This is a genomic window from Arthrobacter sp. SLBN-112 (genome assembly GCF_006715225.1).
Taxonomy (GTDB): Bacteria; Actinomycetota; Actinomycetes; order Actinomycetales; family Micrococcaceae; genus Arthrobacter.
In genome coordinates this window covers 2,930,900-2,946,541 of sequence record NZ_VFMU01000001.1, presented here as the reverse complement: position 1 = coordinate 2,946,541, position 15,642 = coordinate 2,930,900, and the positions used below count along the sequence as shown (strand labels likewise).

The following is a 15,642-nucleotide window of genomic DNA, read 5'->3' as shown; positions in this document are numbered from 1 at the left end:
GTGTCGTTCCTTCCCTGTCGAACCGCGATGGCTCCGGGGGTACGACAGCAGAACGTTGCGGGCCCGCGGGCCCACTGATACAGCTGTACGTGCTTCTCTCATCCAGACTTTAACTGTCGGTACCGGAATTCCACCGGTTCAACCGTCTGCCGGATCCTCGTCAGAGAATGCCGGCTCGCGGGTCGCGGACTGTCACCGCCGGTTCGGACTTACACCGACCCCGGAGCACGTATGTGTGTTGTTATTGTGCCACAACCGGCAGGGGCTCCCCGTTATTCCGTCGCCCCGCGTAATGTCCGGCCGCCCTTGTCCCGCAGCAGGTCGATGGCTGCGGCGGGGTCGTCGGCGCCGTAGACGGCGGAGCCGGCCACAAAAACGTTGGCACCGGCTTCAGCCGCGCGGGCGATGGTGTCTTCCGTGATCCCGCCGTCCACCTGGATGGCCACTCCCAGTCCGGAGCCTTCCACGGCTGCGCGGGCCCGCCGGATCTTGGGCAGCGTGACGTCCAGGAATGCCTGGCCGCCGAAACCCGGTTCCACCGTCATGATGAGCAGCATGTCCAGCTCGGCCAGCATGTCCAGGTACGGCTCCACCGGGGTGGCCGGGCGCAATGCCATCCCCGCTTTGGATCCCCTGCTGCGCAGTTCCCGTGCCAGCTTGATGGGGGCAATGGAGGCCTCTGCGTGGAACGTGACCGAGGCCAGGCCGGCGTCGGCGAAACCCGGCGCCCACCGGTCCGCGTCGGAGATCATCAGGTGGGCGTCCAGCGGAACCGGGCTGACCGCCTGGATCCGCTGCACCACGGGCAGCCCAAGGGTCAGGTTGGGGACGAAATGGTTGTCCATGACGTCCACGTGGACGGCGTCGGCGTTGCTGATCCGTTGCAGTTCGGCCTCAAGGTTGACGAAGTCGGCGGAGAGGATACTCGGGTTGATGCAGCATTGCGTCACAGGGGTGCCTTTCGCTGAAGGTGCTTGGTGTCGTAGAAGACTTCCGGTCCGCAGCCTGGAACAGGCCGGACCGGGAGCCCAGGTTAATGAGTCGGGGATTCTTCCCTGTCAGGCTTTCTTGTGGATCAGGGCCAGGAACATGGCGTCGGTGTGGTGGATGTGGGGCCAGAGCTGGGCGGTCAGTTCATGGCCGGCGCCCAGGTTTCCGGTGAGGCTGACTGCATCCAGGGCGGCGCCCGCGTCCAGGAGTTCCAGGTCGGTGCGTTTCCGGAGGACGTCGGCCACGACAGCCGTGGTTTCTGCCGGGTGCGGTGAACAGGTTACATAGGCCACCACTCCCCCGGGACGGACCGCGGCCAGGGCGGAGTTCAGCAGTTCGCGCTGCAGCGGGCCCAGGTCTGCGATGTCCTTGGGCGAGCGCCGCCACCGGGACTCGGGCCTGCGCCGAAGAGCTCCCAGGCCAGTGCAGGGGACATCCACCAGGACGCGGGAATATCGTTCCGGCTGTTCCGCACCCACATCCCGGCCGTCGCCGGTCCGGACCTGCCAACTGCCCTGCGGTACGGCCGACAGCGCCTGGCTGACCAGTTTTGCGCGGTGCGGGGCGGGCTCATTGGCCAGGAGCGTGGCGCCCCGCTGGTGGGCCAGCGCACCTAGGAGGGCCGCTTTTCCCCCGGGGCCGGCGCAAAGATCGAGCCACGCTTCACCGGCGCCGGCATCATTATCGGCACCGGCTCCCGCCCCTGCATCGGCGGCACTTTCGGCGCCGGGACTGCGGCCGGCACCGTCGCCTGCCCGGCTGAGGTCCGGTTTGGGAAGGTCCACCGCGGCCAGGGCCCTGGCCACCAGCTGTGAACCAACGTCCTGGACCCTGAGGCTACCGGCACGCACCGACGCCAGGCGTCCCAGGTCCCCGCCGCTGGACAGCGCGGAGCCTTCCACCAGTTCGCCGGGCGTGGCACCGTTGTCCAGTGCTTCGTCCAGGCTGCCCAGCCCCGGCAGGGCCACGAGGTTAACCACCGGGGCAGCGTTGTCCGCCTCCAGCAGGTCGTTGATTTCGACTGCGGGCCGGCCGTGGGCCACCAGTGACTGGCGCATGGCCCGGACAATCCACTCGGGGTGCGCGTACCGGAGCGAGGCAATCTTCGTCTCGTCGGTTTCGCCCTCCACCAGCAGGTCCAGCCATTCCTCAAGGGAGTGGGCGGAAACCTTGCGGAGGACGGCATTAATCAGTGCCGAGGGGCCGGCTCCGATGACGGCACGGGCCAGTCCTACCGTCTGGTCCAGTGCGGCGTGCGCCGGGACCCGCATGGCCAGCAGTTGGTGGGCACCGATGCGGAGGGCGTCGAGGACGGCCGGGTCAAGCTTGGCCAGGGGCCGGTCCACGCACCGTGCCAGGATGGCGTCGTAGGTACCCTGGCCGCGCAGGGCGCCGTAGCTCAGTTCCGTGGCGAACCCGGCGTCCCGTTTGTCCAGGTGGTGATGCCGGATCCGCGCGGGCAGCACCAGGTTGGCGTAGGCATCCTCCTCCGCCACAGCGCGCAGCACTTCGAAGGCCACCAGACGGGCGGGATCAGCGCGCCTGGTCCGCTGCGACGGCGCCTGTTCGGTAAAGCCCCGCTGCGGTCCGCGGTTGCGTTCCCGGCCTTTGGCGTCCCTCCTGCTGGCGTCCCGGGGTCCGCCGTTGCCGCGGCCGCTGCCGGCGGGCGCGCCGCTGCCGCCCTGTCCGCTCTTCCCGCCGCGGCCGTATCCTTCGGCGCTTCCCCCTCCGCCAGTGTTGGGCCGGCCGGTATTCCGTCCACCTGTATTGCCGCCGGACCCGCTCATTCGAACACCACACCCTCCAGTGAAGCCATGCCGCGCGCCCAATCGGCTGCAGCCATCATCTTTTTCCCTGCGGGCTGGACCCGGGTAAGTTCCACGGCGTGCGAGCCTGTTCCCACCACCACGGTTTTCCCCTGCAAGGCCACTGAGCCGGCGGCAAGTCCTGCGATATCAGGCCGGAGCCGCACAGGCTCGAGCTTGACCCGCTGCCCGTCCAGCAGGGTCCAGGCGCCGGGCTCAGGGGTGACTCCCCGTGCCTGCCGGTTGATGGCAAGGGCAGGATGGGACCAGTTGATGTGTCCATCCTCCAGGGTCAGTTTGGGTGCCAGCGAGACGTCGCCGGCCTGCGGCTGCGGCGACGCTTTTCCCGCCTCGATCGCGGACAGGGTCTGCGCCAGCAGGACCGCACCGCTGCGGGACAGCCGCTCAAGCAGGTCTCCGGCAGTGTCCTGCGGCCTGACGGCCTCGGTCAGCGTGCCAAAAACGGGGCCGGTGTCCAGTCCTTCCTCCAGCTGGAAGGTAACGGCACCAGTGATATCGTCGCCTGCCATGACCGACCGCTGGACCGGCGCCGCGCCACGCCAGGCGGGCAGCAGGGAGAAATGCAGGTTGACCCAGCCGTGCCGCGGTATGCGCAGAGCTGCAGGGGGGACCAGTCCGCCATAGGCAACGATTGCCGCGACGTCCGGCTGCGCTGCGGAGACAGCGGCAATGGCCTCGGGGTCGACGCGCGCGGCGCGGATAACATCAATGCCCAGTTCCGCGGCGCGTTGTGCCACCGGCGAGGGCGTCAGCACGCGTTTGCGGCCTACCGGCGCATCGGGACGGGTCAGGACCGCCACAACGTTGAAGCCGGCTTTGACGAGGGCGTCCAGGGACGGCACAGCGACGGCGGGGGTCCCCGCGAAGAGGACCCTCACCCTGCTGTGCCAAAGCTGGAGCCGGGGGTACTGGTTCCGCCGAAGCTGGCCCCGCCGAAACTTGACCCGACACTCTTGGCGCGCTTGGCGGTGGTGCGCCCCGTGACGGCGTCGTAATTGGCGTTGCGGATGGACCGCAATGCAGCCTTCCGGTCTTCGCCCTCAAGGCGGTCGGTGTAGAGAATGCCGTCCAGGTGGTCATTTTCATGCTGGAAGCAGCGTGCCAGCATCCCCTCCCCATCGACGGACACCGGATTTCCGTGCATGTCCACACCGGTGACCCGGGTGGCGCGGAAACGGCGGACGGGGAAGCCGAGGCCAGGAATGGACAGGCAGCCCTCCACGTGGTCCGGCTGGTAGTCCTCACTGTTCTCCAGGACGGGGTTGATGATGTGCCCTTCTACCCCGTCGATCCGGTACGTGAAGACGCGCTTGCTGATGCCCACCTGCGGAGCGGCAAGCCCTGCGCCGTCCACGTCCTCCATGGTTTCGGTCATGTCGGCCACCAGTTTGGCAAGCTCCGGTCCGAATTCCGTCACGGGATCGGCAACTGTGCGCAGCACAGGATCACCGATGATGCGGATATTCAGAATAGCCATGCGCTGTTTGTCCTCACGGTTGGCGGCAAAGGGAACCTATCCAGTTTAGGTGCAGTCTCTCGAGGTCCTCCTGCCGCTTAGGCGGTGCGGGCCTGTGCCAGCGGCGGGGGTGCGATGGGCAGCAGCGCGGTGCCGGCACTGATGGTGTCCGCGGACAATTCCCAGACCCGGCGCAGGGCGCAGAACTTCCACCAGTGGTGCTTGAGGACCTCGGGGTTGGCACGGACAGGACGGACCTCGGTCTCGCCAATGGCAACGGCCAGCAGGACCGGGTTTTCGCCGTATTTCCAGGGCTCCCAGGTTCCAGCTTCCGCATCCACCAGGCTTTCCTCCGCCTTCATGCCGGCCACCAACTGCATCACCACTTTGTCATCCAGTGGTTTGACCAGGCCGTCCCGCGTTGTGCCCTTGGTCTTGTAGTCGATCAGGCAAATGCGTCCGTTGATCCGCGCTACAAGGTCAAGGGTGCCCGCGTAGCCCACCGTGTTGTTCCAGACAGTGATTTCAGGGGCGATGGGCTCCACCTTGAAGAGTTCCCACCACTCGTCGAAGCGGACGGCGAAGGCCTCTTCCCCGTTGGCAGCCAAGGCCTCGCGGGCTTCCTTCATGCCGTGGGGGCGCCCGAGCGCCCGGAGCGCCACCTGCTCGCAGTAATTGTGGACGCGGTCCCCGCGCCTGGCGGCATCGTCCCGGTAGGTTTCGGCCGCCTTGGCGGCACGGTTGATGGCCTGCTTGATTTTGGCGGGACTGCCCAGGCAGTCCGAGAGCAGCGGATCATTGGCCAGGCTGCTGGCACCCATGTAACCGAACCAGCCATCCAGGCCGTGCGGCTGCTGGCTGATCACCGTGGTGATGGAAGGTACCGAAAACTGCTCAGACGTTGACCGTGCATACATCCGGCCGTATTCGGTGGCGTGGGCGAGAAGCGGATCAGTCATACAAAAGACTCTTTCACAGGGGGCCGACAAAAGCTCCGGGAGGCAGGAGCTGCACGCAAAAGAGGCCCGTCTCCGCTGCTGGTGAGCGGAAACGGGCCTCTGCGGTGGGCGATACTGGGTTCGAACCAGTGACCTCTTCGGTGTGAACGAAGCGCGCTACCACTGCGCCAATCGCCCCGATGCATTTGAATGCTAGCCCACCTTTGCCCTATTTCAAAAATCGAACGGGGCACCTCATGAAGCGGCCCCAAAGCCGCACCCCCTACCTGGCCGCCAATGACTGAAAGCAGCCCGGCGGAACGCAGCATGGCGCACCAGCCCTCACTGCCGCCGTCGGGAATTACACCCCTGTAACTCTAAAAATCCGCGCAGTTACAGGGATCGGGAGGTCATAGTGCAGGGCCGGACCGGAGCGATTTGGAGAATCCCCGAACCTCCTATATTGTTTTTACTCGTTGGAACGCGAGGAAATGCCGGAAACGGCAAGGAATCAACCCTCCAAAATGCGGACGTAGCTCAGCTGGTAGAGCACCACCTTGCCAAGGTGGATGTCGCGAGTTCGAATCTCGTCGTCCGCTCGCAGGACACTGTCACAGCAAACATTCTTCGGAATTGACGCTAACACGGTGGGTTGGCCGAGAGGCGAGGCAGCGGCCTGCAAAGCCGTATACACGGGTTCGAATCCCGTACCCACCTCGGTGAAAACCAAGGTTTCCGGATGTTTCGGATTCAATGGGCGATTGGCGCAGCGGTAGCGCGCTTCCCTGACACGGAAGAGGTCACTGGTTCGATCCCAGTATCGCCCACTGGCAAGGCAACTTGCCCGCAGTACCGCCGGTTTACCGGTTCATCCTGCACACGCGGACGTAGCTCAGCTGGTAGAGCACCACCTTGCCAAGGTGGATGTCGCGAGTTCGAATCTCGTCGTCCGCTCTCTTATATCCCATAAGCCGGTCTTCCGGTTCCGGGCGATTGGCGCAGCGGTAGCGCGCTTCCCTGACACGGAAGAGGTCACTGGTTCGATCCCAGTATCGCCCACAAGAACAGCAGCTCCTACGGAGCTGCTTTTTTCGTTTCCCCCGCATCCGCTGCGGGCGAACTCCCTAGGCACACCTTTCACCCCCGGATAGGATCGAAGGCGCGAGGAGCGACCTGGCTCCGCGATCGAAGGGAGGTGCTCGTGGGTTTGATTGACGATCTAAAGGACAAGGCTCAGGGTCTCATCCGCGGCAACGAGCAGGCCATCAAGAACGGCATCAGCAAGGCCGGCGATTTCGTCGACACCAAGACCGGCGGCAAGTACACCGGCCATGTCGACAAGATCCAGGATGGCGCTTCCAAGCTCATTGACAAGAACGGAACCCCGGGCCAGGCACCTGCCGCCGGGCAGGTTCCGCCGGCAGCTCCTGAAAATCCGGTTCCGCCGGTTGACAGGGCTCCGTAAAGGATTTGGCCAGGGCTTTGCCCCAGCACGTCAACGGGGTGCGGGTCCCGCCGGGAGGCGGCGCCCGCACCTTCGGCGTTTAAGGGCGCTGATGGCACCGTAAGGCGGTTCCGGCTTGTAACCGAGCCGGTGCCAACGGATTCCCGATTCCCGGACGCCCGCCGGTAACCTGCCGGTATGCCCAACTCCCCCGCACCCTCCGAGGCAAAGACCACCCGGGCCCGAATCGATTCCCGGCCCTTCGTCGCCGGGATCGTCACCGCTTCGGTGGGCTTCACCTCCTCCTTTGCCGTGGTCCTGGCCGGCCTCAAGGCGGTGGGAGCCGATTCCGGCCAGGCCGCATCCGGCCTGCTTGCACTGACCATCACCATCGGGATTGGCGTCCTGGTGCTCGCCTGGCGCTCCCGGGTTCCGGTGACACTGGCCTGGTCAACGCCGGGCGCGGCGCTGCTGGCTGCATCGGGAATTCCCGACGGCGGGTGGCCGTCCGCCGTCGGGGCCTTCCTCGCGGCGGGCCTGCTGTTGGCCTTGACGGGCATGGTGCCGGCGCTTGGCAGGCTGATGGCGCGCATTCCGTCCTCCCTGGCGCAGGCGATGCTGGCCGGGGTCCTGCTGCAGCTCTGCCTGGCCCCCTTCAAAGCCTTGGGCACGGTCCCCGTGTTTGTTGCGCCGGTCATTTTGTGCTGGCTGCTGATGATGAAGTTCGCTCCGCGCTGGGCGGTTCCTGCAGCATTGCTCGTGGCCCTGGGCGTGATCGGAACTTCCCTGGCGTCCGCCGGGACGGCGGTGGATCCGGCAGGATTCATGCCCGCACTGGCCTGGACCACGCCCTCGTTCAGCCTGCAGGCCGTTGCCGGCATCGCCGTCCCCTTGTTCGTGGTGACCATGGCGTCGCAAAACGTTCCCGGAGTGGCTGTGCTGCATTCATTCGGTTATGAGACCCCGTGGCGGCCGGCGATGCTGGTTACGGGAACGGGCACCGTTCTGGGAGCGCCCTTCGGCGGCCACGCCATCAACCTCGCGGCGCTCAGCGCGGCCCTCGCCGCCGGCCCCGAAGCAGGCGGGGACCGAAGCAGGCGATGGATCGCCGGTTTTACGTCCGGCCTGGCCTACCTGGTGCTGGCTGCCTTTTCCACAGCCCTGGTGTCGGTAGTTAACCAGGCGCCCGCGGGGATGCTCGAAGCCGTGGCCGGGCTGGCCCTGCTGGGCACCCTGGCTTCGGCAATTTCGGCTGCCCTTGCTGACGCCGAGGAGCGTATTGCCCCGGCGGTCACGTTCCTGATGGCGGCCTCGGGACTGGCCTTTGCCGGAATCGGTTCCGCGTTCTGGGCACTGGCTGCCGGGCTGGCGGTCCGGTGGGCGCTCAAGCCGCGTCGCAGCCTGACGTCCTCTTAGGAGTGTTGCCCTACGAGGGTTCGTGGTTCTGGCCTTCACGGGCCAGCGCGGTCAAGCGGGAGACGGCGCGGAAGTATTTCTTCATGTACCCGCCGGTCATCATTTCCTCGGTGAACAACTGGTCGAAGGGGACGCCGCTGGCCAGGATGGGAACATCCTTGTCGTAGAGCCGGTCCGCCAGGACCACGAACCGAAGCGCCACCGCCTGCTCCTTGATGGTTTCCACGTTGCGCCAGACCACGCCGTCAACGCCGTCGATCAACTGGCGGTAGCGGCTGGGGTGCACGCCGGCCAGGTGGTGGATGAGGGTGGAAAATTCGTCCTGGGCAACCGTCTTGCCGTCGAACTCCGCCTTCATGTGGGCATTGAGTTCGCTGTTCCTCAGCGGGGCCGGCGCGGCGGGAAGGCCACGGTGCCGGAAGTCCTCGCCGTCGATCCGGATGACCTCGAACTGGTCGGCCAGGACCTGGATTTCGCGCTGGAAGTCCACGGCGGCAAAGCGGCCGTCACCGAGCGAGCCCGGCAGGGTGTTGGATGTGGCGGCAAGCTTGACCCCGGCGTCGGCCAGTTCCCGCATGAGCCGGGACATCAGGACGGTATCGCCCGGATCGTCGAGTTCGAATTCGTCGATGCAGACGAGCTTGTAGCCGCTCAGCGCATCGACCGTCTTGCGGAAGGACAGGGCGCCCACGAGGTTGGTGTACTCCACGAACGTACCGAAGGCTTTGGGGCCCGGCGAGGCGTGCCACAGGGACGCGAGCAGGTGCGTCTTGCCCACGCCGAACCCGCCGTCAAGGTAGATGCCGGCCCGCGATTCGTCTTTCTTGCCGAACAGCTTCTTGAAGAGCCCGCCCCCGTTACCTGACCCAACGCCGTCGGCAAACCCCTGCAGTTCCCGCACGGCCGTGGCCTGGCTGGGCTGCTTGGGATCCGGGCGGTAGCTCGCAAAGGAGACCTCCCCGAACCGCGGCGATGGGTAGAAGCCCTTGAGGAGTTCGTCCACCGAAACTGCCGGAGTGCGGGCGGCAAGCTGTTCGATCTGTACCAAGGTGGTCCGTTCTGCTGGTGGTTGGTCCCCAGAAAGGATACCGGCAATGCAGGCCGTTCCCGGGCTGGCTGCCATCCTCGCGGCACAGCGAGTGACGAAGGCAACATTTCGCCCTATTAACGGAATACGGACAACGTCAGGGGCGCTGGCTAGGGTGGGAACAGGTTCCAATGCATGTTCCATGGATTCCCGTGCTCTTACTGAAAGGCCAAGCAATGCCCTACCCGGTTGACCAGAATGAGAAGTTCGCTGCCTACGCCCACCCGGAACGTCTCGTCTCCACGGAGTGGCTGGCGGCTGCCATCAAGGACGGCGCGGTGGCTGACGGCGGACTCGTCGTGGTGGAATCCGACGAGGATGTGCTCCTGTACGAAACAGGCCACGTCCCCGGCGCGGTCAAGATTGACTGGCACACCGACCTGAACGACGAAGTTGCCCGTGACTACATTGACGGCGCAGCCTTCGCGGAGCTCGCGGCCTCAAAGGGAATCTCGCGGGACAGCACCGTGGTCATCTACGGCGACAAGTCCAACTGGTGGGCCGCCTACGCGCTTTGGGTCTTCACGCTGTTTGGCCACCAGGATGTCCGGCTGCTCGACGGCGGCCGGGACAAGTGGATTGCCGAAGGCCGGGAACTGACCAAGGACCGGCCCGCCCCCGCCCCGGGGAGCTACCCGGTGGTCGAGCGCGCCGACGCCCCCATCCGCGCCTTCAAGGACGACGTCCTGGCCCACCTCGGCACCGGTCCGCTTATCGACGTCCGCTCGCCCGAGGAATACACCGGGCAGCGCACCCACATGCCGGCCTACCCTGAGGAGGGCGCCCTCCGCGGTGGCCACATCCCCACTGCCGCATCCATCCCCTGGGCCCGTGCCGCTGCCGCCGACGGCACCTTCAAGAGCCGCGGGGAACTGGAGGCGATCTACCTCGGCGAGGCCGGCCTGTCCGAGGGTGACGACGTGGTGGCATACTGCCGGATTGGCGAGCGTTCCAGCCACACCTGGTTCGCCCTGAAGTACCTCCTGGGCTTTGATTCCGTCCGCAACTACGACGGATCCTGGACCGAGTGGGGCAATGCCGTCCGCGTGCCGATCGTCAAGGGCGCCGAGCGGGGTTCCGTTCCGGCCACCGTCGGAGCCTGACGCAGCGCCCGCCCGCGTAGACTTGAAACGATGACTACTCAAGCATTGCCATCCGCCCTGGCGGCGATCGTGGACGACTTCCAGGCCCTGTCCGAACCCGAGAGGCTGCAGCTGCTGCTGGAGTTCTCCGAAGGACTGCCCGAGCTCCCCGACCGGCTCAAGGACCACCCCGAACTGCTGGAGCAGGTGGTGGAGTGCCAGTCGCCGCTGTTCCTCACCATTGAAACGGGGAAGAACGACGACGGCGCGGTCCACCTGTTCTTCAAGGCACCTGCCGAGGCACCCACCACGCGGGGGTTCGCCGGCGTGCTGCACGAGGGCCTGGACGGCCTGTCCGCCGAAGAAATCCTGTCCGTGCCGGACGACATGCCGGAGCTGCTGGGGCTCACCCGGGCCATTACGCCGCTGCGCATGAGGGGCATGACCGCCATGCTGGGAAGGATCAAGCGCAAGGTGGCGGCAGAGTCCCGCGCCCAGGCCTGACCCCGTACCTGTGGCACGGAAGAACGGCTCCCAGGGAACCCCGGCAACAGCGGCCCTGACCGCTGCCGGGGCTCCCTTTGTGCTGCACCCGTACACCCACGATCCATCCGCGCAGAGCTATGGCGCTGAAGCTGCCGAAGCCCTTGGCATTGATCCCTCCCGCGTCTTCAAAACCCTGATGGTGGACGTGGAGGGCCGGCTCGCGGTGGGAATCGTACCGGTCAGCGGAACCCTCGACCTGAAGGCAATGGCTGCCGCGTTCGGGGCCAAGAAGGCCGCCATGGCCGATCCCGCCGCAGCGCAGCGCCGCACCGGCTACGTCCTGGGCGGCATCTCCCCCATCGGGCAGCGGCAGACCTCCCCCACGGTGCTGGATTCCACCGCCTTGGGGCTGGACACGATCCTGGTGTCCGGGGGCCGCCGCGGCCTGGACATTGAGCTCGCCCCGGCAGACCTCCTGCGGCTGACGGACGCCTTCACCGCACCCATCAGCTCGCTGGCTGCGGGAAGTTCCCGTCCCTAGCAGCGCAGGGTCCGGAAGCGCAGGCTACTCAATCACGTAGCGCTGCATCATATCGTTGTCCTCGTGTTCGAGGATGTGGCAGTGCCAGACGTATTCGCCCTTGAAGGATGAGCCGATGGCCAGCGGAGCTCCACCGGCCGCGGCTGCGCCGAAGGGCACGCGAATGCGTGTCACTTCCCCCGGCATCGCCACCGCGGTGTCCTTCCAGCCCTGCTCAGTGGCCGGCGCTGCCTTGGGCCGGCCGATCAGGTAAGGGCCGACGTCGACGGCGCTTCCCCGCCCCGGCGTGACCAGGCCGGTGGCCGGATCGATGAAGTCCGTTTCCTCCAGATAGGCATCAACGTCGAACTTCTGCCGGTTGAGCACCTGGAACTGGGTGAAATGCAGATGGATGGGATGGGCGTCCACGGTGGTGTTGATGAGCTCCCACTGTTCCAGGGTGTCACTCTTCACCACCGTGATGTCCGGGCTGTCGAACATCCTGTTGTTCAGCAGCGCCATCACCGGCACGTCGTCCGCGTTGGCTACTTCCACCAGTGCCATGGACCTTGTTGCCCTGACCGGCCATTCGCCGAGCTTGGTAACGGCTTCGGACCGGAGCTGGGCCGGCAGCGGCACCGTGTAGCCGGGCTCGGAGAGGACGGTGAACTGCATGATCTGCGGGAGCGGGAGTCCGCCCTGCCGGACAGACTTTGGCCCGTCCGGGTAGGGCACCGGGGCGCTGTTGGCCAGGATCACCCTCGCGCCTGCCTTGAGTCCGGCGAAGTCCACCACGATGTCTGCCCGTTCGCCCGGTCCCATCACCAGCCTGGTGAGCCGGACGGGAGCATCGAGCAGGCCGCCGTCGGACCCTATCTGGTGGAAAGGGACCGCCGTGCCGCCGGCGAGGAACCTGAAGTCGTAGAACCGGGCGTTGGAGCCGTTGAACATCCGGAAACGGTACTTCCCGCGGGCCACGTCCAGGTTGGGCCAGTTCTTTCCATTGACGGTGGCCACATCGCCGAAGAATTCCGGTGCCCAGGGGCGGAGTGTCCCGTCAGCACTGACCAGTTCCGGATTGGGAGGGTAGGCAAACGAGCCGTCGGGGTTGAACATCCGGTCCTGGATAATCAGCGGCACTTCATACGGGGGCGGCGGCAGGTGTGTCCCGTCACCGGTATCGATCCCGGTCCCGCCTGGTGCGTCCCGGAGGAGGTAGCCGCCGGCCAATCCGGCGTACACGTTCAGGCGGGTGATACCCAGCGCATGGTCGTGGTACCAGAGGCCGGCGGCATCCTGGTTGTTGCCGTAGTGGTACGTGTAGGAGGCGCCGGGACCGAAGGCCTGGTCCGGGCCGCCATCGGACCGCACACTGACGTTGCCGCCGTGAAGATGGACGGACGTCCGCGGCCGCACTGCATCGTTGCTGCCCGCCGGAACCAGTTCGGGGTCGATGGCAAAGGCCAGGGGATGCCGTCCGGCCTGGTTGTGGACCGTCAGCTCGAAGGGCGTACCTTTCCGGGCGATGATCACGGGGCCAAGGTACGTCCGGGTTGAACCGGCCTCCTGGTAGGCCAAGGTGTCCGTCAGGCCCATGTGTTCCTGGAACCGGTGGCGGGCGTTGCGGACCCAGAGCGACTTGCTGCCGCCAGCCTGCACGTCCAGCACTCCGAGCTCATCCATGGTGGGGAGCTGCTCGGTAAACATCGATTGCTTCCCGGACGCAGGTGCACGGGCCGCGGCAGCCGGCAAGCCGGGCGAAGCCAGGAGCCCTGCACCGGCAACAGCACCGGCCTGCAGCAGTTGTCGTCTTGTCATGCGCATTTCGGGGCCCCATTTCTTCGCAACGGTATCCCCCCTGGGCAGCAGGATAGACCCGGGCTTTGGTCTGTCATAGGGTCACGGGTCCCCAATGAAGGAGGGTAGGCCTTACCCCTAATTCCCTCCTGCCCGCCCCGCATCCCGTCCGGTGAAGTGGTCCATGGTCCGGTTGACTCCCAGCACGTCCATGAGCCCGTCAAAGACGGTGACCGGAAGAATCCGCAGGGCAGGCAACAGGTTCACAATGGGCGGCAGGACAAGTTTCCGGCGCCCGGCTTCGATGGCGTCAAGGACCCTGGTTGCCACCTGCTCTTCCTGGAGGATGGGGAGGAGCAGTGGCCAGCGGGTCTGGACGCCATCGAACATCCCGGTGTCGATGTAGTAAGGGCAGACCACCAGCGTATTGACACCGGTTCTTCCGGCGCGGAGCTCGGCACGGAGTGATTCGTTGAAGCCGAAGGCGGCAAACTTGCTGGCGGAATAGTCCGTCTGGCAGGCCACACCCACCAGGCCGGCAGCACTGGCAACGGTGACCACCGTTCCCCGCCGGCGGTTTGCCATTCCGCCGAGGAAGGCGCGGGTGACCCAGTACAGGGCCATGACATTGACGTTCATGGTCCGTTCGAGGGCTTCATCCGTGGCTTCCAGGAGTGGCCGGCCGCTGACCACGCCGGCGTTGTTGACCAGGACATCCACCGGTCCGGCAACACCCGCGGCAGCCTTCACCGCCTCACGGTCCGTGACGTCAACAATGTGGGCTTCGGCAAAGCCGCCGGCGGCGCGGATCTCATCGCGCACTGCTGCGCCCCGTGCAGCATCCAGGTCCCAGATGACCACCCGGCTGCCGCGCCGGGCGGCTCCGAGCGCCAGGCGGCGGCCCAGCCCGCTGCCACCTCCCGTGATCAACAGTGTTGCGCCGGAAAGCGGGGTTCCTGTGGGCATATGGTTCTCCTGGGTTTTACCGGTGTGTGGCTGGCGGCGCGGGCGATGTCCGTCAACGGCTTCGGGGAAAGCGGCCCATCAGCGTGATGGCGCCTTTCATGATCCGTGCGTAGGCCCCGTTGGACATGCCGGGCGCGGGCGCAACACGGAGCAGCCGCTGCACGGCAATGGTCTGCGGCTCGGTGTATTTGAGGATGCCTTCCCGGCCGTGGCGGCGGCCCGCGCCGGACTCCTTCATGCCCCCGATCGGTGCATCGTGGGACGCCCAGGTGGCTGCATAGCCTTCATTGACGTTGACCGTGCCCGTCAGGAGCCTGCGCGCCACTGCCTCACCCCGGCGGCCGGACCAGACGCTGGCGTTCAGCCCGAAGTCGGAATCGTTGGCAAGGGCAACGGCTTCGTCGTCGTCCGCTGTCCGGTAGACGGCCACGACGGGCCCGAAGGTCTCTTCCCGGGACACGAGCATCTCTTCAGTGACTCCGGTGAGGACCGTTGGCTCGTAGAACAAGGGCCCCAGGTCCGGGCGCCGCCGGCCGCCGGTAACCAGTTGCGCGCCTTTGGCCAGCGCATCCTGGACGTGGCGCTCCACCCGTTGAAGTTGTGCCGTGCCGATGAGGGACCCCATGCCGATGTCCCAGTCAGGCCCTGGAGCCATGCGGATCCCCTTTGCCCCGGCTGCGAAGGCGGCCAGGAAACTGTCGTGGACGTCTGTGTGCACATAGATCCGTTCGATGCTCACGCACAGCTGTCCGGAGTTGGAAAAACAGGCGTGCACCGCTCCGGCGGCGGCCTTGCCAATATTCGCATCAGCCAGTACCAGCATGGGGTTCTTGCCGCCGAGTTCGGCGGAAAAGCCGATCAGCCGTTCGCCGCACTGCCGGGCCACGGTCTTGCCGGTCTTCGACGATCCGGTGAACATCAGGAAGTCGACCCGCTCAATCAAAGCGGGCCCAATCGCGGCGCCGGGTCCCGTAACCACCTGGAACAGGTCTGCGGGAAGGCCCGCCTGCCGGAGCAGCCTGAGCATCAGCAGGGCGGTGAAGGGTGTTTGTGAATCCGGCTTCAAGACGATGCCGTTGCCGGCCAGCAGGGCCGGGATGGCGTCCGAGACCGAAAGGGTCAGCGGATAGTTCCAGGGACTGATAACGCCCACCACCCCCTTGGGAATGCGGTGTTCGGTGGTGCGGGTCAGGACCGGGGCGGCGCCCTTCCGGCGGCGCGGCCCAAGGAACCGTTCAGCGTTCCGCACATAGTAGTCCGCCGTCAGGACCACATCCGCGAACTCCTCGAAGGCGCTCAGCCGGGACTTGCCGCTCTCTGCCTGCACCAGGTCCAGGATGTCCTGCTCCCGGTCCAGCACCAGCCCCCGGAAGCGCCGGACCACGGCACAGCGTTCAGCGACCGATACATCGGCCCAGTGCCGCTGCGCCACGCGGGCCATATCGACGGCGGCATCAACGTCACGCGTGGTGCAGACAGGCACTTCACCAATCACTGTGCCGTCAAAGGGTGCGTGCGAATCCTGGGTCTGTCCGCCCGGGGCAGCTGTGACAAGTCCTTGAAGTCCCGCGGCAAGGTCCCGCCCACGTGCGCCCAAGGACGTTGCATTTCGCTGTTGCAGTTGTTCCGCCATG

Annotated in this window: 14 protein-coding genes, 6 tRNA genes and 1 riboswitch; of the genes, 10 read left to right on the top strand and 10 right to left on the bottom strand. The window is 66.2% G+C overall.

Annotated elements, in window-relative coordinates; genetic code table 11:
* Positions 1–85: 85 nt before the first annotated feature.
* A riboswitch (FMN riboswitch) is annotated at positions 86–233 on the bottom strand.
* 39 nt (positions 234–272) lie between these two features.
* From rpe to FBY33_RS13585, 6 genes are all read right to left on the bottom strand, one after another.
* Positions 273–950, bottom strand: coding sequence for a ribulose-phosphate 3-epimerase (gene rpe / locus FBY33_RS13610; RefSeq protein WP_142031025.1), 678 nt, complete (start codon positions 948–950; stop codon positions 273–275).
* A gap of 108 nt (positions 951–1,058) precedes the next feature.
* On the bottom strand, positions 1,059–2,777 hold the full coding sequence (locus FBY33_RS13605; RefSeq protein WP_142031024.1) for an RsmB/NOP family class I SAM-dependent RNA methyltransferase: 1,719 nt from the start codon (positions 2,775–2,777) through the stop codon (positions 1,059–1,061).
* The gene (gene fmt / locus FBY33_RS13600) at positions 2,774–3,694 is read right to left on the bottom strand and encodes a methionyl-tRNA formyltransferase (RefSeq protein ID WP_142031023.1); all 921 of its coding nucleotides are present in this window, start codon (positions 3,692–3,694) and stop codon (positions 2,774–2,776) included. The genes FBY33_RS13605 and fmt overlap by 4 nt, the downstream gene beginning before the upstream one ends.
* The gene (gene def / locus FBY33_RS13595; RefSeq protein WP_056333379.1) at positions 3,691–4,293 is read right to left on the bottom strand and encodes a peptide deformylase; all 603 of its coding nucleotides are present in this window, start codon (positions 4,291–4,293) and stop codon (positions 3,691–3,693) included. The genes fmt and def overlap by 4 nt, the downstream gene beginning before the upstream one ends.
* A 77-nt stretch (positions 4,294–4,370) precedes the next feature.
* Complete coding sequence (locus FBY33_RS13590) at positions 4,371–5,231, bottom strand: cytochrome (RefSeq protein ID WP_142031022.1); 861 nt, start codon at positions 5,229–5,231, stop codon at positions 4,371–4,373.
* Positions 5,232–5,336: 105 nt separating this feature from the next.
* Positions 5,337–5,408: transfer RNA gene (locus FBY33_RS13585), tRNA-Val, on the bottom strand.
* Between the two features lie 328 nt (positions 5,409–5,736).
* Here FBY33_RS13585 and FBY33_RS13580 point away from each other — a divergent pair.
* The 7 genes from FBY33_RS13580 (at position 5,737) to FBY33_RS13550 (ending at position 8,070) form a co-directional block, all read left to right on the top strand.
* Positions 5,737–5,809, top strand: a tRNA-Gly gene (locus FBY33_RS13580).
* Between the two features lie 47 nt (positions 5,810–5,856).
* Positions 5,857–5,927: transfer RNA gene (locus FBY33_RS13575), tRNA-Cys, on the top strand.
* A gap of 38 nt (positions 5,928–5,965) precedes the next feature.
* Positions 5,966–6,037 (top strand) — tRNA-Val (locus tag FBY33_RS13570).
* A gap of 54 nt (positions 6,038–6,091) precedes the next feature.
* Positions 6,092–6,164, top strand: a tRNA-Gly gene (locus tag FBY33_RS13565).
* Between the two features lie 33 nt (positions 6,165–6,197).
* Positions 6,198–6,269 (top strand) — tRNA-Val (locus tag FBY33_RS13560).
* A 142-nt stretch (positions 6,270–6,411) separates the two neighbouring features.
* Complete coding sequence (locus FBY33_RS13555) at positions 6,412–6,675, top strand: antitoxin (RefSeq protein ID WP_142031021.1); 264 nt, start codon at positions 6,412–6,414, stop codon at positions 6,673–6,675.
* Between the two features lie 177 nt (positions 6,676–6,852).
* The gene (locus FBY33_RS13550; RefSeq protein ID WP_142031020.1) at positions 6,853–8,070 is read left to right on the top strand and encodes a benzoate/H(+) symporter BenE family transporter; all 1,218 of its coding nucleotides are present in this window, start codon (positions 6,853–6,855) and stop codon (positions 8,068–8,070) included.
* Between the two features lie 10 nt (positions 8,071–8,080).
* Here FBY33_RS13550 and zapE read toward each other — a convergent pair whose 3' ends face one another.
* Positions 8,081–9,118, bottom strand: coding sequence for a cell division protein ZapE (gene zapE, locus FBY33_RS13545; protein WP_142031019.1), 1,038 nt, complete (start codon positions 9,116–9,118; stop codon positions 8,081–8,083).
* Between the two features lie 215 nt (positions 9,119–9,333).
* Here zapE and FBY33_RS13540 point away from each other — a divergent pair, with 215 nt between their 5' ends.
* The 3 genes from FBY33_RS13540 to ybaK are packed head-to-tail and all read left to right on the top strand — an operon-like array spanning position 9,334 to position 11,266.
* Positions 9,334–10,260, top strand: coding sequence for a sulfurtransferase (locus tag FBY33_RS13540; RefSeq protein WP_142031018.1), 927 nt, complete (start codon positions 9,334–9,336; stop codon positions 10,258–10,260).
* Positions 10,261–10,290: 30 nt separating this feature from the next.
* Positions 10,291–10,743, top strand: a complete 453-nt coding sequence (locus FBY33_RS13535) for a SufE family protein (RefSeq protein WP_142031017.1) — start codon at positions 10,291–10,293, stop codon at positions 10,741–10,743.
* A gap of 10 nt (positions 10,744–10,753) precedes the next feature.
* Positions 10,754–11,266 carry a Cys-tRNA(Pro) deacylase gene (gene ybaK / locus FBY33_RS13530; protein ID WP_142031016.1) on the top strand — a complete coding sequence of 171 codons (513 nt, stop codon included), beginning with the start codon at positions 10,754–10,756 and terminating at the stop codon, positions 11,264–11,266.
* Between the two features lie 24 nt (positions 11,267–11,290).
* On the opposite strand, the gene FBY33_RS13525 is transcribed toward ybaK, so the two are convergent.
* The 3 genes from FBY33_RS13525 to FBY33_RS13515 all read right to left on the bottom strand — a co-directional run bounded on the left by FBY33_RS13525 (position 11,291) and on the right by FBY33_RS13515 (position 15,641).
* A complete protein-coding gene (locus tag FBY33_RS13525; RefSeq protein ID WP_235010563.1) occupies positions 11,291–13,063 on the bottom strand; it encodes a multicopper oxidase family protein in 1,773 nt (590 codons plus the stop codon).
* A gap of 117 nt (positions 13,064–13,180) precedes the next feature.
* Positions 13,181–14,008: an SDR family oxidoreductase gene (locus FBY33_RS13520; protein ID WP_142031014.1), complete on the bottom strand. Its 828-nt coding sequence runs from the start codon at positions 14,006–14,008 to the stop codon at positions 13,181–13,183.
* A 52-nt stretch (positions 14,009–14,060) separates the two neighbouring features.
* Complete coding sequence (locus FBY33_RS13515; RefSeq protein ID WP_142031013.1) at positions 14,061–15,641, bottom strand: succinic semialdehyde dehydrogenase; 1,581 nt, start codon at positions 15,639–15,641, stop codon at positions 14,061–14,063.
* Position 15,642 lies beyond the last annotated feature (1 nt).